Consider the following 24,275-nt stretch of genomic DNA (forward strand, 5'->3'; position numbering starts at 1 on the left):
CTTACTCCTTTTTTACAAGCAATCGTACTTTGGTTCCTTCTTCGTTATCAAAAACGTTCTCAACGGTAACATCCACCTTATCCTGGTACATCCGATTGAGGATAGCAATACGTTTTTCAATATTTCCCATTCCCTTGCTCTGTTGTTTCTTCTGGTGTTCGGTTTTTAGTGCTTTCGACTTCTTTCGGCCAATTCCATCGTCTATAATCTCGATGGCAACAGTTTCTGCGTCGCGCTGTGAAAATAGAATCCTGAGGTTTCCTTTTTCTTCTTTGTATCGGAGTCCGTGCCACACCGCATTTTCCACATAGGGTTGCAACAACATGGGTGGAATCACGAATTGATCGACGGCAAGTGCCTCATCTACATGGATAGTATAATCGAATTTATCCTGAAACCTAAAATGCTCCAGCTTTACATACAATCGAAGCAATTCGATTTCTTTGGACAACGGAATGAAATCTTCCTCACTGTTCTCTAGTACAGAGCGCATCAACTGCGAAAACTCACTGAGATACTTATTGGCGGCTCGTTCGTCATTTCGAGCGATAAAACTGTTTACCGAATTGAGCGCATTAAAGATAAAATGTGGGTTCATTTGAGTGCGCAGTGACTTTAAAGCCAGCAAATTGTTGGCATATTTCTGTTGCCGAACACTCTTGTATTGCGTATAGGCCATCCCTAGGAACAACAACGCAATAACAATTAACGACCCAATGATCCAACGTTGTACCCGATTGTTCTTTTCGATAAGCTCCTGATTTTCGAACGCTAATTGATACCGACTCTCATTGAGTTCGCGTTCGTTTTCCAATCCGGCAATGCGACTTTGTTTTAAGGCCATTTCTTTGCTGAAACGCGCGGCTTGAGAGAGTTCCTGTTCTTTCTTTACGTATAGCTCATTTACCACATCGGCATACTTTTCGTAGGTTTCGGCCGCCTTTCCAAAGTTGCCAATATCTCTATAAATTTCTGAAAGTTTACGGGTCGCATCCTTCTTCACGACCAAATCTGAACTTTTTTCAGCTTCTTCAATACTTTTTTCTAGAAACGGAATGGCCTCTTCGTATTTGTCCTGCGATACGTAGGCGCTGGCTATTTTGTAGTTCTGTCGTTGGGGTGTCAACGGGTTACTCGCATCTGTGGTAACGGGAGAAGCCGTCACGATATCGTCCAGTTCACTTAAGGTTTCCTGTCGTAATTGAATTTCTTTATCGAAATCTTGATTCTGGTTGTAAAAATCGGCTACTCGATTCTTTTCGGTAGCGGCTCGCGTTTTATTCTCTCGATTGGCCAAATTTAAGGAGTTATCGAAATAATCTTCGGCTTCCTCCACCGCTCCGCCCTGGGCATAAGCTTCTCCTATCTTAGAATTGAGATCGGTGACCTTGGGGGTTATTTTATACCGCTGGGCGATCGAAAGACCTTGTTGGTAATTTGACACGCTGTTTACAATATCATCGATGGCTTTATATACATCGCCTAAGCCTTCGTAGATTACAACTTGTTGATAGTTGGATAAAGACTGTTGCAGCAGCGCTTCATAGGTAGCGATACTCTCCTGATAATTATTGTTCATCATATACGCCTGCGCCAATTTTAAGCGTGTATCTATGGCGTTCTGGGAATCCAAACTTCGTTTATAATTGGCAATGGCCAAATCGTATTGCTGCCATTGAGCATTGATATCACCCAAGGTAGTAAACGCATTGGCATTCTGCGAACGACTCGCCCCCTTGGCGGCCACTGCCTCCAACGCCTGAGTGACAAAACCGATACTTTTAGGAGCATCAATTTTTAAATAATAACGCGCCGAATCCATATATACCCGAAAGAAATCCACATTTTTATTACGCGCTACCTTTTTGATCGTGGCATTACCGGTTTTGGCTGGAACCGCCTTCACGGTAACCCGTTGCCGGTCTTCTACCGTATAATAAACCGTTTCAAAAGCATCACTTTTAATAACCAATTCATCTCCCACACTGGCTCGTATTCTAAATTCTCCAGCGTTGTTGGTGGTGGCATATTCCTTTCCGGTGATTTCAATATTTACCTTCGGAATAGGGAGATCGGTTTCGGCGTCAACTACTTGTCCGTTTAGCATGAATGCGGGCCGTGACGAGACCGATTCGGTACCTCGAACCTGTGCAAAGCAAACCGTGCTTCCGAAGAAAAACGATAACACCAACATATAAACAAGACGTAGCCTCATGATTTGGTAAACATACGCAGTTTGTTGCACATCTTAAAATAGGCGTTACGGTAAATGCGCTTCCGTTCCGCGATAAAATGAGACTTCCCTCATTGAAACGGATCATTTACGCATTATAAGCTAGCTTGCGCGCAATCTCGCTTTTTCCTTCTAAAAGATCGTGGTAGGTTTACCTCATCAAATTAAAAGTTATGAAACGATTTATCACCTTGATGCTGATTGCCGGAATGAGTTGGATGGCGTGTAAAGCAGAAAACCGCAGTTCCGATATTACGTCCAGCAACAGTACTTCCTCGGCTCCCGTAAAACAACACTATATTAAAGTCGCCTTACTCTTGGATACCAGCAATAGTATGGATGGACTCATCGATCAGGCCAAAGCGCAACTTTGGGAAATCGTCAACGAACTATCGTATGCGAAATGTCGTGGAACGCGCCCGAACCTTCAAATTGCACTCTATGAATACGGAAATGACCGCTTACCTGAGCGAACGGGTTTTATTCGGAAAATTTTAGGGTTTACTACCGACCTGGATGATGTATCTGAAGAATTGTTTTCTCTTACCACCAATGGTGGAAGCGAGTACTGCGGTACGGTGATCGATGCCTCCTTAAAAGACTTAGACTGGGGGCGTGACGCCGATGACCTCAAAATGATCTTTATCGCAGGCAATGAACCCTTCTCCCAAGGAAAGATTGATTACCGCGATGCGGCCGCGCAAGCCAAAGAAAATGACGTGGTAGTAAATACGATCTTCTGTGGCGCTTACGAACACGGAGTAGCTTCACACTGGAAGGACGGCGCCATGCTAACCTATGGCGATTATCTTGCCATCGACCACAATCAAGCCACCGTGCACATTCCGTCTCCATATGACGACATGATCCTTCAGTTAAACGTACGTCTTAATGACACTTATATTCCGTATGGTGCCCGCGGAAAAAGAAAATATGAGAAACAACAGCTGCAGGACGCGAATGCCGAAGAATACAGCAAAGCCAATGCGGTAAGTCGTACCGTGGCCAAAGGCTCTCACATGTATAAAAATAGCACCTGGGATTTAGTTGATGCTGAAGCCGAAGCTGATTTTGATTATTCCAATCTAAAGAAAGAACAGCTTCCGCAAAAGTTGCAAGACAAATCCACCGCCGAACTCAAGCGATACGTCAAAAATATGCGAGACGAGCGCGAAGCCATTCAATCGGAAATCGCGACGTTAAACAAAAAACGGAGGGAGTATCTTGCCGAGAAAAAACGTTCCGGAGACAACGCGCTCGAGGATGCTATGATCACAGCCTTAAAAAAGCAAGCCAAACGAAAAGAGTATACTTGGAACTAATTGGAGGGAGTTCCCGGTACAAAAGACAGTGTGTTCGCTAACGATCACACTGTTTTTTAATTAATGGCGGGGCAGTCGCAATTATAGGGTTCGTTACCCGAACCAAAATCATATCCTAAGGTGAGTTGATGAAACCCGCCACTGCTAAAACGAATGTTCCCGGTTTGATAGGAATAGGTATACGCAAACACGAAATTCTGATAGTTCACCCCGACTACAGGAGTGACGTACTGCAAATTTTCGGTGGCCACCTGTTGTCCATCAACAAACTCTGATCCCTCTAAAAACCTTCGGTAGGACAAGCCGGCCCAAAGGGTTCCGAAATTGAATTCGCGATAGGTTTTAAAGTTTAGGTCGAAGGCTTTTTCCCCCGTACGTTCTATCCACAAAAACAAGGCGGAAGGCTCAAAATTCCACGGACTATTTCCGAAGGTGTACGCCCCGGTAAAAACATAGCGACGTTGGTTGTTCGATTCGTAAGCATCTGAATAGATCCCACGATTAGAAAACAGGAGGTTCTTTACTGTAAGGTGCAGCGATAAATTCAGAAAATTGTACGAGGCGCCAATGTCCACATTCAAGTACGAGCTACTTTGAAGGATCCGGGAGATAATCGGGTCAAAATCATTGGGATTAAAACTTCGCTCATCCAGGCGCGACTCTACCCAGCCTACGTTCATTCCAAAGGAAAGTTGATTAAGATCTACCGGAGTTCGTGAAAACATGAGGTGGTGGGCATAGGTAACATATGCACCCACCTGGGAGTGGTACCCATTCTTATCGTTAAAGGCAATGAGCCCGAGTCCCGAACTTCTTCCCAGTCGGCCATTAATGCTCAACGTTTGCAGGTTGGGCGCCTCTTGTTGGTCGAACCATTGCTGGCGTGCGGTTAAACGAATCTGGTTCTTTACAGCAGCCCCCGCCATGGAGGGATGTAAAACATATAAGTTATCGGCGAAATAATCGGTATAGAAGGGAATGCCTTCTTGCGCCTTACTAAGGTGGCATCCTACGATGAGGCTAAGTAAAATAAAGCTTTTACAAAATCTAAATACGTTATGTATCACTTAAAAACTGTTTTTAGTATATGTAGAGGCGTTGTATCGACCTACGCTCAGCCTCTTATTTATTTAAAATCATATGCCCTGTCATCTGGAGTTCTCTAGCGGTAAAATCCGTAATTGGCCGAAGTTAATCCGAAATGAACCGTTTGAAAGGTACACTTATCATATTCTTACAAGGTCTTCGCGAATCAATCGATTGCGAACAACACAGCGTATCCATTTATCGCTTTAACGAGAAATGGTCGCGATATTCACGTTGCACCCCATCAATCTCATAGGTAATTACAAACCAGTAATCATTAGAAGGCAAAGGAGAACCGTTAAACGTGCCATCCCAACCCGTAGCCTGGACAGTCATTTGTTTCAGCAATTTTCCATATCGATCGAAAATAGCCACGGTGGCATTTGGATCGAGCATTTCAATATCAGAAATATTCCAATAATCATTATGACCGTCTCCATTAGGGGTAAAGAACTTCGGAAAATGAATTACTGTCACAGGAATGGAAACGCTTCCGCACCCATTTTTATCGCGAATGGTAATGATATGTTCCCCGGGATATACTCCTTCAAAAACATTACTATCTTGAAATCTAATATCCCCAATCTGAAACTCGTAATCCCCTTCCCCTGTAACAGAAACTTCGATGTTATAATTTCCGGAGAACACTTCTCCCACAACTTCCGCGCTGTATGTAGCCGGAGGTGCCGAGACAGAAACCACCGTTTCCGAAACCGTAATACATCCCGTTACGAGATTGGTGACAAGTACTTGGTAGGTTCCACCTACGCGTGCAACCACTATGGCATCTGTTTCAGGTTGTGTCGGATCTTCCTCATCAGCCATTACCGCTCCGTCTAAGGTCCATTCGAAGGAATACTCCAAGATGTTTAGTCCGGTATCCAATAACGGAGGGGACGATGCGCCCATTTCAGAAGCTATGGGTTCGCCTGCACTATTTACACAAAGTCGATAGGTATCTTCTAAGGTCACGATAGGAACCGGCAGTAAGCGTAGCGTTAGGGGTGCAATATCGAAACAACCGTCGAGCAAATCGGTATCGGTAATGAGCCGTTCCAAACGAACCCAGATCACTTGTTCATTAGGAGTTGTATTGGTATATGCCAAAGGTAATTGGGTATCGGGGTCACCCTCTAGGGCCGCCGTTTCAGAATCAAAAAATCGCACCTGTACCAGATCTTGGTCTCCAATTATTTCTGAAATTTTTGCTGATAGATCGAATTCCTCGAATCCGTCGTTTAGGTCATCACAAATCTCAAAATCGGCAACCGACCGAATCATAGGAGCTTCATACATTTGAAGTTCAAAACTGTCGGTAACATAGCAATCGGTTTCTACCACCTGTTGAACACGCACGTAGATTGTCTGTGATTCAACCACTACCTCATAGGGAGTGGAAATTGGATTTGTCCCGCCATTAGCTTCCAATTGTGAGCGATGGTAGGATACTTCAAATAACGCAGGATCTTGACCATCTAAGGCCTCTGCATCCTTAATTTCCGGAAGGTTCACCTCTTCTATGCCAAAAGGAGTGAAATCACATATGGCCAAATCGGTTACTTCCCCCACACGCACTTCCGAAAAAATAATGGGAAAGCTACTAGTGGCATAGCAGAACCCACTGCTATCTTCAATACGTATGTAGATGATTTCTTCGGAACCCGTAATAAGATAGTTTGTTTCATTGGGTATTGGGTCTGTCTGAGTTTGTGCATCCTCAAGCGAGGTATGAAAGGTCACCGAAAACTCGAAAGGATCCTGACTTCCCAAAACGATAGGTCGATTTTGCGCCAAGTTGAATTCGCCAGTATTCACCCCATCGTCACATTGAAAGAGCGATATGGGATCTTCTGCGATAATGGGCTGCTCTCTATAGTTCACCTCGACAGCATCAATGAGGGTACAAACAGAATCAGAAACTTCGCAACTGTAGGTTCCCGAATTAGGCCAAGAAACAACAAAAGTGGGATCATTGGCCCCCGAAATTAAGACCCCGTCCAGAAACCATTGGTAGGTGAATTCAGCACCGCTAAGACCTACATCCAGTGTAATAGTTTCCGTATCGCAAGAGTTAATATCTTCACCAATCTCTATGGCAAAATCAGGCGGTAAATACGAAATGACAAAGCTTGTAGTATCATAACAATCTTCAGAAGCATTTTCGATACGTACAAAAATGGTTTCGGTATCTCCAGTGATCGGATACGCTGCTTCGTTTGTTATCGCTGCAGCATCGTTCTCGGCATCCTCAAGGCTATTGTGGAAAGAAACTGAATACTCTAATGGATCCTGACCTCCCAACACCAGTGGTCGATTTACTCTGAGGTCGAATTCCCCCACACTGGCGTCGTCGTCGCATTGCGATAAATCATTTGCCGGATTGGCAATGGGCGTTTCGTAAAAATTCACTTGAGTCTCGTCACTAAGCGTACAGATTGCACTGGTAACATCGCACCGATAGGTTCCAGAATCGGGATAGTTTACCGAATATTCTGGATTGGTCGCACCAGAGATGAGCACGTCATCACGAAACCATTGGTAACTTACTCCTGGATCTCCAACCTCTGCGTCCAATGTTACAGCACTGGTATCACAGCGAACTACATCAGGTCCAATATCGACAACAAAAGGGCTATCTGCCGTTACTTCGACGTCATCGGTAAGTACGACCACATCACCATTACAGGTGTTGGTGTAGGTAACACGCGCCGTGTAGGTCTCGGTTCCATCGGGACAAACTGTTATGGTAGGCGATGTACTAATCACGTTTCCATCGGCGTCCAACCATTCAAAAACCGAAGTTTCCACTCCGTCTGGAGAAAAACGCCACGCTTCATTTGTGGTAGTCCAGGGCGAATCAGAAGTATTCCTACCGGGGGGAGTATACCCAACAGTACCGTCGTTATTTTGTATCCCCAGGGCAGCGTTTCCACTATTCCAACCCGTACAGGTAGGTTTATCTTGAATATAAAACTCTATAATATTTGAAAACTCATAGAAAACCACCATATGAGTGGCTAATAAACTGTTACATTGAAATAGTGGAACTTCATAAAAAGAAACAACAAGCACACGGTCGGGTGCCGTTCCTAAAACTTCGTATCCAATCTCTTCGGAACCAGAAACACTAGGATCAATATCATGAACGGGGGTAAACACGTTCGCCTCCGCCAGCGCTTCGACGGTATTGTTAGGAATATCCGAATTAAATGCCCATTCATTGGTAGTATCTCCCGCAGCAACATCGAAACGAAGCACTCCGTTAGAACCTACCTGAAACTCTTCTACCAATTCCCCAAAAAAACAAAAATCATAGGGTAGTGAGTCAACCGCCGACCAGGAATCATCTTGATTGGGATTGAGCTGATTGGCCAATCCGTTGAAAGCGAACGGAGGTGCATAGGGAATAGAAGTGACCGTATATGATGCGCTAATCGTTTCTCTTGTGGTAAGATATTGCGCCGTGAGATCGGTACAGCAATTTACGGTGACATCTGGACCGGCATCTACAAACAAAGAGCCAGGGCCCTGTGCTAATATCATATTACACCAAAAAAATATAATACAGCTTAGCGTGGGGAGTATTGGTTGTTTCATGAGGTTTATGCTAAGGCTTCCAAATATATTAAAAATTAACATTTATTTAATAATTGAGTCGGGTTTAACACCCCGTCTGCTTTTAGTACCTTTGCGTAAAATTTGTTTATGGATCAGTATACCATTGAAATACAACCTACTTCTAACGAAAGCATCGTAAAATTCGTGGCCAACTCTTTTCTAACGCGTGGAACGAGTTATGAATTCGAAAATATAGATGCGGCTACTCCGAGTCCGATTGCTCAAGAACTTTTTTACCTGCCTTTTGTGAAGACTGTGTACATCGCTCAAAATTTCATTGCGGTGGAAAAATTCAATATCGTAGCGTGGAACGATGTACAGGAAGAAGTTGCCAATGCTATTGCCGAGTATCTCAATAGCGGGAAAGCAGTGATCCTTCAAACCGAAGCCACTCCAAAAGTACCAGTAACGGTGTATGCGGAAAGCACCCCAAATCCGACTGTGCTTAAATTTGTAGCGAATAAAGCACTAGCGGACGGCACGTTTGAATTCAAGAATATAGATGACGCTACGCATGCTCCCTTGGTTCAAGCCCTGTTTAATTTTCCTTTTGTAAAAGAAGTGTTTTTAAGCGCCAACTATGTTTCCATCATGAAATATGACATGGCCTCCTGGGAAGAGATCTCTATGGAACTTCGTGAATTCATAAAAACCTATTTAGAAGCAGAGAAACCGGTTCTGGAAGATGCTTTCCTTCAGCGGCAAGCCACAAAGGAAACGGCCAGCAGCCCTGCTAACGGAAGCGAAGCCGCTTCAGAAATTGATAAAGAAATCATCCAAATTCTAGATGAATACGTACGACCTGCCGTGGCGGGTGACGGTGGACATATTGCATTTGACTCTTTCAACGAAGACACCAAAACCGTTCGCGTTATTTTACAAGGGGCTTGCAGCGGCTGCCCATCCTCTACGGTTACCTTAAAGAATGGTATTGAGACCATGCTACGAGAAATGATGCAAGGTCGAGTGCAAACGGTAGAAGCTGTGAATGGCTAACAGATCTTTAACGGACTTTTATCAATAGTCCCTCATCTTTTTTGTATCTTGAGAATTCATTTAAAATCAATACATTATGGCTGTTCTTAAGGTAATTGAAGTGCTTGCCAATTCTAACAAAAGTTGGGAAGACGCCACCCAGAATGCAGTAAAGCAGGCTGCAAAAAGTGTCAAACATGTGCGTTCAGTATACGTCAAAGAAATGAGCGCCAATGTTGACGGAGAGGATATTACAGAATATCGCGTCAATGTTAAAATTACGTTTGAAGTAAAGTAATCTTTCTAAAAATCTAGAAAATACGTTTTTGAAGGTTCAAAAACGTATTTTTGTTTTTTTAGTGCTATTCCATGAGATATTATTTCCTACTAGGCTTGTTATTATCGCTATCAGGCTGCAAAAAAAATGCTGAAACCACTTTGGAACAACACGATTATACCAATGAACTGATTCATGAAACCAGTCCGTACCTCTTACAACACGCTCACAACCCGGTGAATTGGCGTCCTTGGAATGAGACCACCTTACAAAAAGCCAGGGATGAAAATAAACTGATGATCATTAGTATTGGGTATGCAGCTTGCCACTGGTGCCACGTAATGGAACGTGAAACCTTCGAAGATTCTACGGCCGCTGCGGTTATGAACGAACATTTTATTTCTGTAAAAGTAGATCGTGAAGAACGTCCAGATGTAGATCAAATCTATATCAATGCGGTACAATTAATGAAAGGTACCGCGGGTTGGCCGCTAAATGTCATCACCTTACCTGACGGAAAACCCGTATGGGGTGGTACGTATTTTCAAAAGGAAGAATGGATCAATTCGATTCAGGAAATTCAACAACTCTATGAAAACGATCCTCAGAAAATGCAGGAATACGCCAACCGTTTAGCCGAAGGTATTAAAAGCATCGACCTCATCGAACGTAATAGCGACGCGATAGACTACAGCGATTATGATACCGAATCGCTGATGACGAAATGGAAACAACGCTTCGATCAGACCCATGGTGGGTACACTCGCGCACCAAAATTTATGATGCCAAATCACTGGGAGTTTCTCCTTCGAAAGGCCGTTCGCGATAATGATAGCGCGCTCCTAGATCATGTAACCTTCACCCTCGATAAAATGGCCTATGGTGGTATTTACGACCATATAGGAGGTGGATTCTCAAGATACAGCACCGACATACGCTGGCATGTACCCCACTTTGAAAAAATGCTCTACGACAACGCGCAGTTGGTTACGCTCTACAGCGAAGCGTATCAGGTCACGAAAAAACCATTGTATCAAGAAGTAGTTGCTGAAACACTAGATTTTATTGAACGGGAGATGACCCACGAGAGTGGCGCCTTTTACTCCTCGTTAGACGCCGATAGTGAAACGACCTCGGGCGAACTGGAGGAAGGGGCTTATTATGTCTATTCCGAAGAGGAGCTGAAAAAGGTCCTGGGACCCGACTTTAGCATGTTCGCTAATTATTATAATGTAAACGAAACAGGGTATTGGGAGGAAGAAGAAGCCTATGTGCTACTTCGACTCCAATCGGATGAAGCCATAGCAACACGGTTCGGCATCACTCCAGAAACACTTCAGCAAAAAAAATCTGGCTGGAAAAAGAAGTTGTTTGACTACCGTAATCAACGGGTACGACCCCGTCTGGACGATAAATCCCTCACCTCCTGGAACGGCTTGATGATGAGTGGCTATATTTCCGCCTACAAAGCCTTTCAAGATCCCGCATATCTGGTAGCTGCCCAAAACAATGCAAACTTTATCAAGAACCAACAATTACAAGCTAATGGCGCCTTATACCACACCTATAAGGATGGTATGAGCAGCATCAACGGATACCTGGAAGACTATGCGGCGGTCATTCAAGGGTATATTGATTTGTACGAAGTGACTTTAGATTCTCAATGGTTAGCGCTTTCAAAACAAATGGCCGAATACACCTTTACTCACTTTCACGACGATGCCTCAGGCATGTTCTATTTTACTTCTGATGAGGACAAAGCACTGGTATCTAGAAGTTTTGAATATCGGGATAATGTAATTCCTGCTTCCAATTCGATTATGGCACATAACCTATTTTTGCTGTCTCACTACTATGACGTTCCGAAATATGCTGAAACCGCTAAACAAATGTTGCACAACGTTCAGCCTGAGTTGGAAAAATACCCTGATAGCTTTTCCAATTGGATCGATCTGTTAGCCAATTATCAATCCAGTTTCTACGAACTGGTAGTGGTTGGACCCGAAGCACCACAAAAAATCAAGGAACTCAGCAAAACCTATTTGCCCAACGTACTTCTTGCGGGTAGTACTAAAAAAGAAGATGACTATTTGTTGGAAGGGCGCTTTGTAGAAGGAGAGACCTATCTCTACGTATGCGTCAATAATACCTGCAAACTTCCCATGAAGGAAGTCTCGCAGGCCTTAACCTCAATTAAAGAATAAGAAGAAAATACCCCTTATGGAAAAGTTTAAAAATATTGAAACCTATATTGAAGAATATGGCGAAAAACTGATCGATTTCCTGCCCAGTTTGGTAGGCGCTATTTTGATGTTGATCGTTGGGTTATGGATCATTCGATTTATTAACCGTGTGATTGCCAAATTCTTCCAAAAGAAAGATTACGATGTCACCCTGGAAAAGTTTTCCGCAAGTCTGATCAATTGGGGGTTAAAAATACTATTGTTTGTTTTGGTGATCAATCAATTGGGCGTCGAATCGGCCTCGCTGGTAGCGGTAATTGGTGCTGCTGGTTTAGCGGTGGGCCTCGCCCTGCAAGGATCACTATCCAACTTTGCTGGTGGCGTGCTCATTTTATTACTGAAACCGTTTCGAGTGGGTGACTTTATTTCTGCTCAGGGCGTAGATGGTACGGTAAAGGAAATCTCCATTTTTCATACGCGTATTCTTACCTTCGGGAATCAAGAAGCCATCGTTCCTAACGGAAAGCTATCTAACGACAACATTGTAAATTATACCTCCCAAAGCATGCGCCGTGAAAATCTCATTTTTGGTATTTCCTATGATGATGATGTGAAAGTGGCCAAGGATATTCTTCTAAATCTAGCGATGGAGCAGGAAGCCATTCTTAAGATTGAAGACAAGATGCCTATGGTGGTATTGGCAGAGTTGGGAGACAGCTCTGTAAACCTATCGCTGCGCTACTGGGCACATATAGACGATTTCTGGGCACTTCGCTGGAATACGCTGGAAGAAGGCAAGAAACGCTTAGAGGCCGACGGAATTACCATCCCATTCCCGCAACGCGATGTGCATTTGTATGCTGAAAATGGGGCTAACCCGCAATAAAGTCTTTTAGATAATAGGGTTCAAAATAGGCCACATCTTCGAATGTTTCCGACTGAAACTTTTGGGTCGCCAAAGCAACCATATCTTTTGCAGAAGGAAGTGCCTCTAGGAAGGTCGCTTTTTTATGCCGACTAAGCTCTTGAAACTTAGCAGCACCCGTACCAATAAACAGTATGTCCTGCTCAACATATTCGGCGTACGAATCTTCGGTAAGCACCTCTGCCTTTGTTTCACGCAATTTCGCGCCGTCTGCACTGAAAATTTCGGCATAGACTTCCATACGTCTTGCATCCAGCATTGGAACGACCACAGCATCACGATGAAGTCCTTGTTGTGCGAGGGATTGAAGAGTAGACACTGAAAGTAACGGAATGGATAGTGAAAAGCACAATCCCTTAGCAGCCGACACCCCAATGCGCAATCCGGTATACGAACCGGGACCTTTGCTAATGGCGATCCCGTCAAGGTCATTCCAGCTAAGTTTTGTGTCCTTCAGAAGTTCCTCCATATAGACATGCAAACGCTCGGCATGAGAAAATTTTTTTCCGTAGTCTTCTTTGCTTGCAAGCAGGTGTCCATCTTTAGCCAACGCAACCGAACAGTTCGTGGTGGCCGTTTCGATACAAAGCAAGATCGCCATGAATTGGATTTTTCCGCAAAGGTACAGCCCCAGAAAACGATTTACAATAAAAAAGCATCGCTTAGAAACGATGCCTTTATGATTGTGTTCTATGGAAGGATCATTGTTCTTCTGTTTCTTTTTCAGCTTTAACCGATACTACATCTCCACTTTCTAGTGTTTTTGTTACCGTATTGTAAGGCCCTGTAATAACCACATCTTCTTCGGAAAGCCCTGAAGTAATTTCAATATTGCTATCGTCCTGAATTCCCGTAGTGACCACACGAAGTTTTGCCTTATCGCCATCTTTTACGAAGACACATTCAAATTTTTCTTCGGAAGCCGTAGTCGTTTCCTGTACTGAAAACCCCTTTTGTTCTGTAGTATCGCTTTTGATCACAATAGCGCTGATAGGAACACCAATAATATTTTGTTTTTTATTCGTGATCACGTCGACAGTCGCAGTCATTCCCGGACGGAATGGTGAGTAACTTTCCGGTTTCCCTTCGGTTAGATCGGCATACGAAGCGGGAACGATACGAACCTTCACTTTAAAATTGGTTACCTGGTCGGCAGAAAGAGCGTCTTCAGCTGAGTTAGCGATTTCGGTAACAATTCCTTTAAATTCGCGCTTTAAATAGGCGTCTACTTCAACAATCGTTGAGTCGCCTATAGCCACCTTAACGATGTCATTTTCGTTCACATCAACCTCTACCTCCATATTGTTTAGGTTCGCCACTCGTACAATTTCGGTACCGGCCATTTGCGCTGTCCCTACCACACGTTCACCCAGTTCTACCGCGAGCTTAGATATGGTGCCACTCATAGGCGCATAGATGGACGTTCTAGAAAGATTGTCCCGCGATTGTTTCACACTGGCTGCGGCACTTTGTACGTTATAGTAAGCCGATTGTTGATTGGCTTTTGCAATTTCATAATCCGATACGCTTTGGTCCCATTCGGCTTTCGAAATAACGCCTTTGTCGAACAAGGTCTTATTTCGGTCGTAGTTCAACTTAGCGTTCTGCAAACTCGCTTCCGCCTGTGCCAACTGGGCCCGTACATTTTGCAAGCCCGCCTGAGATTGGTTGAGTGCTGATTGTATGAGATCTGGATTGATCTTCACGAGCAAGTCGCCTTTTTCCACCTGTTGACCTTCTACAACTGGCAGTTCGATGATTTCTCCGGAAACTTCCGAAGATAATGCAACCTCCACCTCCGGTTGAATCTTTCCGGTGGCCGCTACCATTTCTACAATGTCCATAGGTTCGATTTTAGTAATCTGAACCTCTTTGGTATTTGGATCGGCTCCAAACCATCCGGCCTTCTTTCCAATGATAAAGAAAATGATAAGTCCGATGACTCCAACAACCAACCAGATAAGTACTTTTCTACTCATAGTCTAAAACTTTAATTCCGTAGGATCTACCCCAAAATACAACTCTAAGACCTTTAATTTAAAAATATAATCGTATTTCGTTCGGTTCGCTTCAATTTGTGCATTGTCATATCGCAATTTTGCCTGACTAAAATCGAAGGCATTTGTCAAGCCAACATCATAGCGTTCTTTCGCATATTCGTAAGCAAGCTCTTGCGATTCTAAGGCTGCCTGCGCCGCCTCAAAGGCTTTAAAAGAGCCACGAGCATCTACCATGGCTTGATAGACATTCGATTCCAAATCGAGTTTAGCTTGTTCTAATTGGTATTCCGATCGCTTCAGCTCAACCTTTTGGCGCATGACATTACTTCTTGTGGAAAATCCATTCAGAATAGGAATGTTTAATTGCAGGCCATAGCCAATCCCATCATTTTGATACAACTGATCGAAGAAGGGGTCTGCTCCCACTTCGCGTGTTATTGTATTGGGAAACTGTCCCACAACAGTTTGACCGGTCTCTTCCACAAACCCAATTTCTTGAATGGAAAACGGATTGTCTGGGTCGGCTTGCTGCACGAAGGAAGTTGCATCGGTATAACGAGTGTCGTATCCGAAGAATGCGGTAAGTGTAGGGTAATAAGCACCGCGTGCAATTTGTAAGTTCTTTTTGGCCAGCTCCATATTTTGCATGGCGATTTTCACCTCATTCCGATTCTCTTCCGCGGCGGTAATAACTTCTCCTACGGGCTTCTCCATAATTTCTTCACCGTAGATGGTATATCCTTCATCTGCAATATCAAAGCTTTCGTAATCTTTGATCAATAATAATTGCGCCAAACTAATAAGAGAAACCGTTACGGCATTCTCGGCAACAACGATGCGCTGTTGTTCACTGGCATTGGTGGCTTTAATTTCAAGCAGGTCGCCCCGTGGTAATGTTCCGGCATCGACCAAGTTTTGCGTACGTTCAATTTGTTCTAAGGTAACTGCATTTTGAGCGGTGACGGAAGCCAGGTTCGCTTTATTCAACAACACCTCTAAATACGAATTCGCTACCAATAAAGAAATATCATCCTTCATCTTATCTAACTGGTACTCGCTCGCCAGTTGTTGGATTTTTGCACGCTGTAACTGACGCACATTTCGCAATCCATCAAAAAGTGTGTATCCAACCGTTACTCTCCCGGTCGCCGATAAAAAGGTGGTAGTTTGCGCGTTATTGGTAACAGGGTTGAAACTAAGTCCGGTATTCTCTGAAACACTGGCATTCAGGTTGAGACTCGGAATAAAGTTTCCGACCGCCTGTAATTTATCGGCCTCCACCGATTCGAGATCCAATTCACTTTGCTTTATGGAAATGTTATTCTCTAAGGCATGACGAATACACTCCTGTAACGTCCATTGTTTGTTTTGTGCATACGTGATACTACTCAAAAGAGCAAGTACTAATAAGAGGACAGCTTTCTTCATATTGACAATCATTGTTCAGTTGGTCTTAAGATGGTTGTTAGTGTTACAAATATTCCGTTTAAATTATCGGCCACCAAATTCAGGAGCCGCTTTCAATTGGTTCCACACCTTTATTTTGTCATCTTTAGAAATTCCGTTTTTGATCTCCACCTGAATTCCGTCACTGATTCCTAATTCTACATCGCGACGTTCAAATTCCTGATCTCCTACCGCCACTTCCACGAACGGTTCTTGCGTTTGAGGATCGTACTGCACCAATCCCTCCTTGAGGGTTAACACGCTGTCTGCTCGCGCCAGAATAATAGAGGCGTTCGCACTCAATCCAGCACGAATAAAGGTAGTATCACGGGCACTCAAGGTCCCTTTGATCTCGAATTGAATCGCGCCATTTTCTTCAACTCCTTTCGGTGCAATGTAATCGAGCACAGCGTCAAAACTTTTATCTTCAATAGCCCCTACCGTAATTTCTAATGGAAGGTTTTCTTTGATTTTTCCCACTTCACTCTCGTCTACTTTTCCTTCAAAGATCATTTTATCCACATCGGCCAGCGTAGCAATGGTAGTCCCGTCGTTAAAATTATTTGCTTCAATCACCTGATTCCCCGTCTTGACAGGAACATCTAACACCATTCCTGATACCGTGGCGCGAATCTCGGTGTTGGCAGAAGCTCCCAAACCACTAGTGGTTCCTGTTTTTACAATGTCGTAATTCTGTCGTGCTCCCGTAAGATTCACCTTCTCCTGATTGAAACGTTGTAACGCTTGATTGTATGCTAGCTGTGCGTTGTCGAACTCATTGGCAGAGATCACACCTTTATCAAAAAGTGCTTTTTGGCGATCGTAAATGCTCTTCTGACTTTCATAAGCTAATCTAGCGGTTTCGACTTGTGTTCTCGCGGAATTGATGTTGTTCTTTGCACTTGTGAGGGAGGAAACATTAGGCACCACTTTCACCTTAGCGATCAAATCGCCACTTTTAATAATATCGCCTGCTTCCACGTAGATTTCATCAATAATCCCGGAAATATTGGGTTTGATGAGTACTTCCTCCTTTGGAACAATACTTCCCGTAGCTACCGTTTTCTTAACGATCGTGCCCATCGAGGGTGTTTCGGTGGTATACACAATAGGGTCTTCTGAGTTTTTACTCCAAAGCCAGTACATGGCAATTCCAAAAAATAAAATGATGAGGCCAAGTACAATTATGGTTCCGGTCTTTTTCATGAGTTATAATTATTCGATTTTCAATTGATTGTTAGTTTCTTGTTATTCGGTACGAAGCGCATCCACAGGTTTTACGCGGATGGCGTTTTGTGCCGGAATTAATCCGGCCAAAAGCCCCGATATGATCAAAATAGTTAAGGCTACCATGACAACCCCGATATTCACAGAAGGATTCAGAAACATGGTGTCTGTGGTGTCCATTCCTTCCATGGCATAATTAACGAGCGCCAAAACCGCCGATGCCAAAGCAATTCCCGCCATTCCAGAAATGATTGTAAGGAAGATGGATTCTAATAGAATTTGTGTACGTATACTCCAAGGGGTTGCTCCCAACGCTCTACGAATACCAATCTCTTTGGTGCGTTCCTTTACCACAATAAGCATGATATTACTAATACCAATGATTCCTGAAAGGAGTACCAAGATTCCTACGAAATAGGCCACAAAGTTAAGCGCTGTGAAGAGTCCGTTGATCTTACTAAATTCTTGATATAGGTCGAAGTTCCCAATGGCGCGATCATCTTCGGGATGTATAGTATGCCTCGATTTAATGACATCGAATACCTGCTCTTTCAGATTGGTAATGGAAGAACCATCTTGCGCGGTGATTGCCATCCAGCCTACATTATCGGCGCGATTGAAGGCTTGTGAAAAGGAAGAGAAAGGTACGTAGATTTCCTTTTGCGCTTCTTCAGCGTCGCCACCGCCATTCGATTTTTTCTTGTACATCCCTACCACCATAAAATTAACGCCGTTAATCTTGATATAGGAACCTATGACTTCTTCTTCGCGTTCGTACAGGGTAGTTTTAACCCCTTCCCCGATGATCGCAACTTTACGTTTCTCTTGAATATCGGAGTGATTCAAAAATCTTCCCATGGTGATATCCATAGGTTGTTGCTGAATGATTTCAGGATAATCGCCATATACGTTAAACGCCCCTGTTTTTAAACCGCGCACTACATTATTAGAGCCTCGAAAGCCGCCCAATTGGTTTCTAGGTGACACAAACCGAAGGTTGGGGACGTTTTGTTTGATGGCGTCAACATCTCCAATTTTAAAAGAGTACCGACGCCCTTTAGGCAACCCTTTATAGGGTTTTGAAGCCGTTTGCGACCACATGAACATAGAATTGGTAGCCATGCCGGAAAAGCCTTGCTTCACACCATTTTCGAGTCCGTTTCCTGCAGCCAGTAAGATGACAAGAATAAAAATCCCCCAGAGAACCCCGAAGGCGGTTAATACTGTTCGAAACCAGTTGGAGCTTAGTGCTTCAATGATTTCAGACCAACTATCTCTGCTAAATATTTTACTCATCTCGAAGGGCCACTATAGGTTTAATATTGGAAGCACGTCGTGCGGGGAAAAATCCGGCTAGTGCTCCGGCTGCAATGAGGATAATCACCGTCGTAATGGCAACCCCAAAATCTACCGAAGGATTTCGTATGTAATCGGTTTCAATCAAAGGCCCCACCATTTCCAATAAGAATAGACTAAACACCAACCCAAACATTCCTGCAATGGCAGTGACGAATATCGATTCGTGCAAAATCATCCCGATGATCGACAAGGGTTGTGCACCAATGGCTTTCCGAATACCAATTTCCTTGGTTCGCTCTTTTACAATAATGAGCATAATATTACTAACGCCAACCACTCCGGCAATGATGGTACAAATACCAACGCCCCAGAAGAACCAACGAATCATATTCATTAAGTCATAAAATCGTTTTGCATTTTCCAGAGAGTTATTTATGCGGACTGCGCTTTCATCAATTGGAGAAATGCTATAACGTGTTTTTAAATCATTTTCAAGCTGACTCGTAAAGGCTTCGGAAGCAGCCAGCGCCTTTTCAAAATTTTCTTCGGGCTGTAAGGTGAAGACCAAAGACCTCAGCTTATCCCCTGCATTATAGACGCGTTGCGCTGTTGTAAGTGGAATAAAGATGCGTGTTTCTTCCCGTTCACCTCCGGGATCGGTATATACTCCAATAACTTTAAACTGAATACCAGTGATCTCGATATACTCACCAATGGCATTCTTGCCTTTAAACAAATCCAGATACACGCGATTTCCAATTACGGCTACTTTCTCGTAATTGTCTAAGTCTTGTTGATTGATATACCTTCCTGAAGTAAGCGATTCGTTTTCCAAAAACTGGTAATCACCGCGCACCCCTTCTATACGATAACTACCTGTCTCGTTCTTGTAGGAGGTGAGTCCACCCCAAATGCTGTAAACCCCTGATTTATATTCGAGTTGTTCTCGATTCTTGCCTTCGGCGATTTCATAATCGCGATTGTCCATTTCTATGCGGCGTCCAGGATTAAGCCCTTTGTGTTCAACGGTTGTAACCCCGGTCCACACACTAATTCGGTTCGCAGCATCTTCTTCAAACTCTTTCTGAATTCCGTTTTGCATGCCCTGCCCGATCGCCAGAAGAATCACTAAAATAAATATTCCGGAAGCTACCGACAATCCGGTTAAGAACGTGCGAAGCTTATTCTTACGAATGGTTTCAAAAATTTCTTGCCAGCGTTCTAAGTTAAACATGCACCTCTTGTTTTTTGCGGGCTTCGGAAGCTCGCACCTGAGTTACTACGGAATCATCAATGATCACGCCATCCTTGAGATTGACGATTCGTTTCGTCATGTGGGCAATGTCATCCTCGTGGGTGACAACCAGAATGGTCTTCCCTTCATCATTGATCTCTTGAATCAACTCCATTACTTCATACGAAGTCTTGGTATCTAACGCACCTGTTGGCTCATCGGCTAACAGTACTTTCGGATCACTGGCCAATGCGCGTGCAATGGCTACCCGCTGTTTTTGTCCTCCTGAAAGCTCGTTGGGCAAATGTGTCGCCCAGTTGGCGAGGCCTACTTTTTCAAGATAATGCATCGCTTTGTCGGTTCGAATGTTTCTGTTTACTCCTTGATAATACAACGGCATAGAAACATTATCGAGCGCTGTTTTATAGTTGATAAGGTTAAAGGACTGAAAGATAAATCCTAAGAATTGATTCCGATACTTGGCCGCAATGCGTTCATTGAGGTTTTTGATGACACGCCCGTCGAGCTTGTACTCTCCCTCATCGGCTTCATCGAGCATTCCTAAAATGTTGAGTAATGTCGACTTACCCGAACCGGAGGAGCCCATGATGGACACCATTTCCCCTTCGGAAACAGTAAAATTGATCCCCTTGAGTACGTGTAAGGAATTGGCCCCGGTACGATACGATTTATGTAAGTCGCTGATTTCTATCATTGCACATGGAAATTTACAAAAATAATCCGCTTTGTGAGGGCGGATCTAGTTACAAGATGGAGACTTACAGTGTTGGTTAGTGGAAGCCTTCCACTAGTAGACTCCAAAGGTCGGTTAGTGTTACAGTTTAAATGTGAAGGTTATGTTAATTTTCTTCTGAAGCTGCTCTTTGACGCGACTTATAAATAACATACACAACCCCACCCACGAGCAGGTACGGAAAGATCATTAGATAAATGATACCATTGTTAATTCCCTTGGCGGCCTGATTTCCTTCTTCACTTTCTAATACCGCACGACACATGGCACATTGGGCTTCCGCAGGAAGAAAACAAACCAGCATGAGAAGTATCGAAAAGAAGATTTTTAGTCGCATCTTTTTCTAATAATAAGGAGCGATCATTAGGTACACAATGACCCCGGTAACCGCTACGTACAACCAGATAGGAAAAGTGATTCTTGCGATCTTACGGTGTTTCATAAAATCTCCAGAAATGGCACGAACGTAAGTGATCAAAACAAAGGGAATCACCGTGATAGAAAGTAGTATATGCGAAATCAATATGAAAAAATACACATAACGAATCCAACCTTCACCTCCATAGGGAGTGGAGTCTGACGTCATATGATAGGCTACATACATCACCAAAAATAATACGGATAGCACTATACAGCTTTTCATAAGCAGCTCGTGGGTGTTTCGATTTCCCTTTCTAATTTGAAGCACCGCCACGATCAGAAGCACCGCTGTGATACCATTTATAGTGGCGTAGATGGGAGGCAGAAAATCTAGCCGTTCTACCCCTGGAATGCGGATAGTGAATAACACTGCCACCGCAATTGGGATCGCGATAGACAGTACCCAGATCCAAACGTTGTATTTCTTTGTGCGTATAGATTGATTCATATCACAGCAATTTTTTTATGTCTTCCATCAGCATTTGTATTCCTTCCTCCTCCAATCCGTCATAATAAATAACCGGGTTGTCATTCTCATCGTAGCGAGAGCGAATCATTCCATTTTGATCGATCAAGGCAAAGAAACCGGAATGTTCAAAGCCGCCTTCTACATCAGGGGCTTCCCCAACATAGAGGTTAAAGCCTTTATTGGCCAACTCAAAAATTTCGTCCTTATTTCCGGTCAGTAAATGCCAATTGGGGTTGGTTATTTTATAGGATTCAGCGTACTCCTTTAAAATATCGGGTGTGTCGTAATCAGGGTCTATACTGAAGGAAGCGATCCCCACCTTAGGGTTTCCGTAAAATTCGTTTTGAATTCGAACCATATTACGATTCATAATGGGGCATATCGAGGGACAGGTGGTAAAGAAGAATTCGGCCACATACACTTTATTCTCATACGCTGCATTGGTGATTGTCTTCCCATCCTGATTAACAAATTCGAAATCGGGAACTTTTCCAATGGTTGCCATTTCGGGTGCCGAGAAATGATCTACGATTTTAGGAACAGCCCAGATTCCAAAAATCAAAATAATAAACGTAATCCCTACGTACGAATAGTTTTTCATGCCTAAATCTCTCTGTCCGCTTTATATTTCTTCAAGGCCAACCGATATTCGGCCAAAATCACCTTGATATCGTCACTCATTTTATTGTTCACCTCGGCGTAATCACTGGCATTATATCCATACAGAATACCCACATCCTCATCATCATTTCTTCCACGAAGTCGGCTGTCTTTGTCAATAATGAAAACCCTATCACTGGAGTAATTTTTTGAAAGTACGCCGTCTGTCTCTAAGGAAGTAAATACGCTAGCGATCGCTTCGGGAGAGGCTTCCACAAATTTGTACTTAACCGGGTTTTCAATTTCTGTAAGCCGTTGCTTGAGTGCTGCTACCTCTTTCGCCTGCCCTTTCGTAATGAGAAATACCATTTGGAAGTCGGCGAATTGATAATTCTTTTTATAAATCTTATGCGCCAAATTGAAGGCGTTGGCCTTTTTCTCTGTTACCTCATTTCCGAAGAAGCCTAGCACGGTAATTCGATCCTTCAATTGCACCATCTCACCCGCTACTGTTTTCAAGGTATCGATAGGCGCCACCTGATAGCTAAGTACAGGAAGTTTTGCGAAATTATTGACACCGGAAGCAAAAAAGAGATATACCGTGATTGGCAATAGGAACAAGACCGCAAGGACCGCAAATTTTTTAAACTTCAAGGGTGCAAAATTTTTACAAAAATACAAGCCAAAAAGAGGTCTGCCAACTTTGAAGCCATACTTTAACAAAAAAAAAAGCCCTGATTTTCAGGGCTCTTTTCTATATTCTTACGGTGAAACTCGAAATTAAAAATCGAACTTCACGTAATTGCTTTTATAAACCTCGTAAATATAATCTCCTTCGATTAATAAGATCAGGATCAAATAACAAATTAAGAACACTCCGGTCCACACTACCGCTCGGCGAAGTGACGACGTTTCGTCGCGCATGTGCATGAAATCCCAAGTGATATAATAGGCCTTTACCAAGGTAAGGATAATGAAAATCCAGTTGAGAAGTTTCATCGCTAGGAAGCGATTCGCGGTAAGAACTTCGGGCTTAATAATACCCAGGACCACCTCAATTGCCGTAACGATACAGAGAAATGTAAATACCCCCCAGATCTTACTTACATTGGATTTAAACTTCCAGGCGCCTCTAAATATTTCAAGTTTATGCTCGTGTGCCATGTTTAATTAATTTCGCTTATACCAGATAAAAGAATGTGAATACGAATACCCAAACCAGGTCTACAAAGTGCCAATAGAGTCCTACTTTTTCAACCATTTCGTAACTTCCTCTGCGCTCATACGTTCCAATAATCACGTTGAAGAAGATGATGATATTGATTACCACCCCAGAGAATACGTGAAATCCGTGGAATCCGGTAATGAAGAAAAAGAAATCAGCAAACAATGGATGTCCGTACTCGTTATGTTTCAAGTTGGCTCCTTCCACCACGAGTTTTCCGTCATTTTCGAGTTTCGCAATCGATTCTTGACGGTTCAACACGATATGCTCCCCGTTTTCATCCAGGTATTGCGTTCTAATTAAAAGATTATCGTTCGCTAGGAAGCCTGCTTTAACTTCTTCGTAAGAGTAGTTGGTACGTGTTTCGGGCTCTGCCTCATACCAAATACCATTCTTCTCAAGATGGTTCTCTCGAGCTTGCGGCATAAATTCGGCAAAATCGGCGATCGCAACGCGTTCTCCATTGGTATCTAAGAACTGAAGGATCTTTCCTCCTTTGGTTTCTACAGCACCGTAATCTCCTTTGATAAAAGTGGCCCACTCCCAAGCCTGTGATCCAACGAATATAGCACCTCCAATAATGGTAAAGAACATGTACCAGACCACCTTGTTTTTCTGCATTTTATGTCCGGCGTCTACCGCTAGCACCATAGTTACTGATGAAAAAATCAGCACCAGAGTCATAAAGGCTACGTAGTACATAGGTGCAGGAACACCGTGTAGGAAGGGTACGTGGGTAAAAACCTCGTCAGCAATCGGCCATGCATCGATAAACTTAAATCTCGAAAATCCGTATGAGGCAATAAAGCCAGAGAATGTCAAGGCATCCGAAACAATAAAGAACCACATCATCATCTTGCCATAGCTGGCATTGAGCGGGCGATTTCCGCCGCCCCACGTCTTTCCTTCGGTACCTGTTTTAGCCACAGTAGCTTCCATAGAAACAGTTTGGTGTTAAATAAAGCACAAAAATAGGTATTAT

General features: G+C 43.4%; 21 protein-coding genes. 5 read left to right on the plus strand and 16 right to left on the minus strand.

The window, feature by feature from the left end:
* Position 1: 1 nt before the first annotated feature.
* Positions 2-2,215 (minus strand): histidine kinase, encoded by a 2,214-nt coding sequence (locus tag PO830_RS05845; RefSeq protein WP_272852602.1) that lies wholly within the window; start codon positions 2,213-2,215, stop codon positions 2-4.
* Positions 2,216-2,406: 191 nt separating this feature from the next.
* Between PO830_RS05845 and PO830_RS05850 the strand changes: the two genes are divergently transcribed.
* A complete protein-coding gene (locus tag PO830_RS05850; RefSeq protein WP_272852603.1) occupies positions 2,407-3,555 on the plus strand; it encodes a vWA domain-containing protein in 1,149 nt (382 codons plus the stop codon).
* A 56-nt stretch (positions 3,556-3,611) separates the two neighbouring features.
* On the opposite strand, the gene PO830_RS05855 is transcribed toward PO830_RS05850, so the two are convergent.
* Together PO830_RS05855 and PO830_RS05860 are read right to left on the minus strand one after the other, a co-directional pair.
* Positions 3,612-4,622: a PorP/SprF family type IX secretion system membrane protein gene (locus PO830_RS05855; protein WP_272852604.1), complete on the minus strand. Its 1,011-nt coding sequence runs from the start codon at positions 4,620-4,622 to the stop codon at positions 3,612-3,614.
* A gap of 217 nt (positions 4,623-4,839) precedes the next feature.
* The gene (locus tag PO830_RS05860) at positions 4,840-8,184 is read right to left on the minus strand and encodes a T9SS type B sorting domain-containing protein (RefSeq protein WP_272852605.1); all 3,345 of its coding nucleotides are present in this window, start codon (positions 8,182-8,184) and stop codon (positions 4,840-4,842) included.
* 162 nt (positions 8,185-8,346) lie between these two features.
* Between PO830_RS05860 and PO830_RS05865 the strand changes: the two genes are divergently transcribed.
* The 4 genes from PO830_RS05865 to PO830_RS05880 all read left to right on the plus strand — a co-directional run bounded on the left by PO830_RS05865 (position 8,347) and on the right by PO830_RS05880 (position 12,580).
* Positions 8,347-9,255 (plus strand): NifU family protein, encoded by a 909-nt coding sequence (locus PO830_RS05865; protein ID WP_272852606.1) that lies wholly within the window; start codon positions 8,347-8,349, stop codon positions 9,253-9,255.
* 76 nt (positions 9,256-9,331) lie between these two features.
* The gene (locus tag PO830_RS05870) at positions 9,332-9,532 is read left to right on the plus strand and encodes a dodecin family protein (RefSeq protein ID WP_272852607.1); all 201 of its coding nucleotides are present in this window, start codon (positions 9,332-9,334) and stop codon (positions 9,530-9,532) included.
* 71 nt (positions 9,533-9,603) lie between these two features.
* On the plus strand, positions 9,604-11,715 hold the full coding sequence (locus tag PO830_RS05875) for a thioredoxin domain-containing protein (RefSeq protein WP_272852608.1): 2,112 nt from the start codon (positions 9,604-9,606) through the stop codon (positions 11,713-11,715).
* Between the two features lie 16 nt (positions 11,716-11,731).
* Positions 11,732-12,580, plus strand: a complete 849-nt coding sequence (locus PO830_RS05880; RefSeq protein WP_272852609.1) for a mechanosensitive ion channel family protein — start codon at positions 11,732-11,734, stop codon at positions 12,578-12,580.
* On the opposite strand, the gene tsaB is transcribed toward PO830_RS05880, so the two are convergent.
* The 13 genes from tsaB to PO830_RS05945 all read right to left on the minus strand — a co-directional run bounded on the left by tsaB (position 12,567) and on the right by PO830_RS05945 (position 24,232).
* The gene (tsaB, locus tag PO830_RS05885) at positions 12,567-13,220 is read right to left on the minus strand and encodes a tRNA (adenosine(37)-N6)-threonylcarbamoyltransferase complex dimerization subunit type 1 TsaB (protein ID WP_272852610.1); all 654 of its coding nucleotides are present in this window, start codon (positions 13,218-13,220) and stop codon (positions 12,567-12,569) included. The two genes, PO830_RS05880 and tsaB, sit on opposite strands and share 14 nt — an antisense overlap.
* 100 nt (positions 13,221-13,320) lie before the next feature.
* Positions 13,321-14,598 (minus strand): efflux RND transporter periplasmic adaptor subunit, encoded by a 1,278-nt coding sequence (locus PO830_RS05890; protein WP_272852611.1) that lies wholly within the window; start codon positions 14,596-14,598, stop codon positions 13,321-13,323.
* A gap of 3 nt (positions 14,599-14,601) precedes the next feature.
* The gene (locus PO830_RS05895; RefSeq protein ID WP_272852612.1) at positions 14,602-16,047 is read right to left on the minus strand and encodes a TolC family protein; all 1,446 of its coding nucleotides are present in this window, start codon (positions 16,045-16,047) and stop codon (positions 14,602-14,604) included.
* Positions 16,048-16,110: 63 nt separating this feature from the next.
* Positions 16,111-17,271, minus strand: a complete 1,161-nt coding sequence (locus PO830_RS05900; protein ID WP_272852613.1) for an efflux RND transporter periplasmic adaptor subunit — start codon at positions 17,269-17,271, stop codon at positions 16,111-16,113.
* A 42-nt stretch (positions 17,272-17,313) separates the two neighbouring features.
* A complete protein-coding gene (locus PO830_RS05905; protein ID WP_272852881.1) occupies positions 17,314-18,579 on the minus strand; it encodes an ABC transporter permease in 1,266 nt (421 codons plus the stop codon).
* A 1-nt stretch (position 18,580) separates the two neighbouring features.
* Positions 18,581-19,825 (minus strand): ABC transporter permease, encoded by a 1,245-nt coding sequence (locus tag PO830_RS05910; protein WP_272852614.1) that lies wholly within the window; start codon positions 19,823-19,825, stop codon positions 18,581-18,583.
* On the minus strand, positions 19,818-20,540 hold the full coding sequence (locus tag PO830_RS05915) for an ABC transporter ATP-binding protein (protein ID WP_272852615.1): 723 nt from the start codon (positions 20,538-20,540) through the stop codon (positions 19,818-19,820). The genes PO830_RS05910 and PO830_RS05915 overlap by 8 nt, the downstream gene beginning before the upstream one ends.
* Positions 20,541-20,685: 145 nt before the next feature.
* On the minus strand, positions 20,686-20,916 hold the full coding sequence (locus tag PO830_RS05920) for a hypothetical protein (protein ID WP_272852616.1): 231 nt from the start codon (positions 20,914-20,916) through the stop codon (positions 20,686-20,688).
* A 6-nt stretch (positions 20,917-20,922) separates the two neighbouring features.
* A complete protein-coding gene (locus tag PO830_RS05925) occupies positions 20,923-21,447 on the minus strand; it encodes a DUF420 domain-containing protein (RefSeq protein ID WP_272852617.1) in 525 nt (174 codons plus the stop codon).
* 1 nt (position 21,448) lies between these two features.
* Positions 21,449-22,069, minus strand: a complete 621-nt coding sequence (locus PO830_RS05930) for an SCO family protein (RefSeq protein ID WP_272852618.1) — start codon at positions 22,067-22,069, stop codon at positions 21,449-21,451.
* A gap of 2 nt (positions 22,070-22,071) precedes the next feature.
* Positions 22,072-22,722: a hypothetical protein gene (locus tag PO830_RS05935; RefSeq protein WP_272852619.1), complete on the minus strand. Its 651-nt coding sequence runs from the start codon at positions 22,720-22,722 to the stop codon at positions 22,072-22,074.
* Between the two features lie 126 nt (positions 22,723-22,848).
* Positions 22,849-23,232, minus strand: coding sequence for a cytochrome C oxidase subunit IV family protein (locus tag PO830_RS05940; protein ID WP_272852620.1), 384 nt, complete (start codon positions 23,230-23,232; stop codon positions 22,849-22,851).
* Between the two features lie 16 nt (positions 23,233-23,248).
* Positions 23,249-24,232, minus strand: a complete 984-nt coding sequence (locus tag PO830_RS05945) for a cytochrome c oxidase subunit 3 (protein ID WP_272852621.1) — start codon at positions 24,230-24,232, stop codon at positions 23,249-23,251.
* Positions 24,233-24,275 lie beyond the last annotated feature (43 nt).

This window comes from Altibacter sp. HG106 (assembly GCF_028561755.1).
GTDB lineage: Bacteria > Bacteroidota > Bacteroidia > Flavobacteriales > Flavobacteriaceae > DFVG01.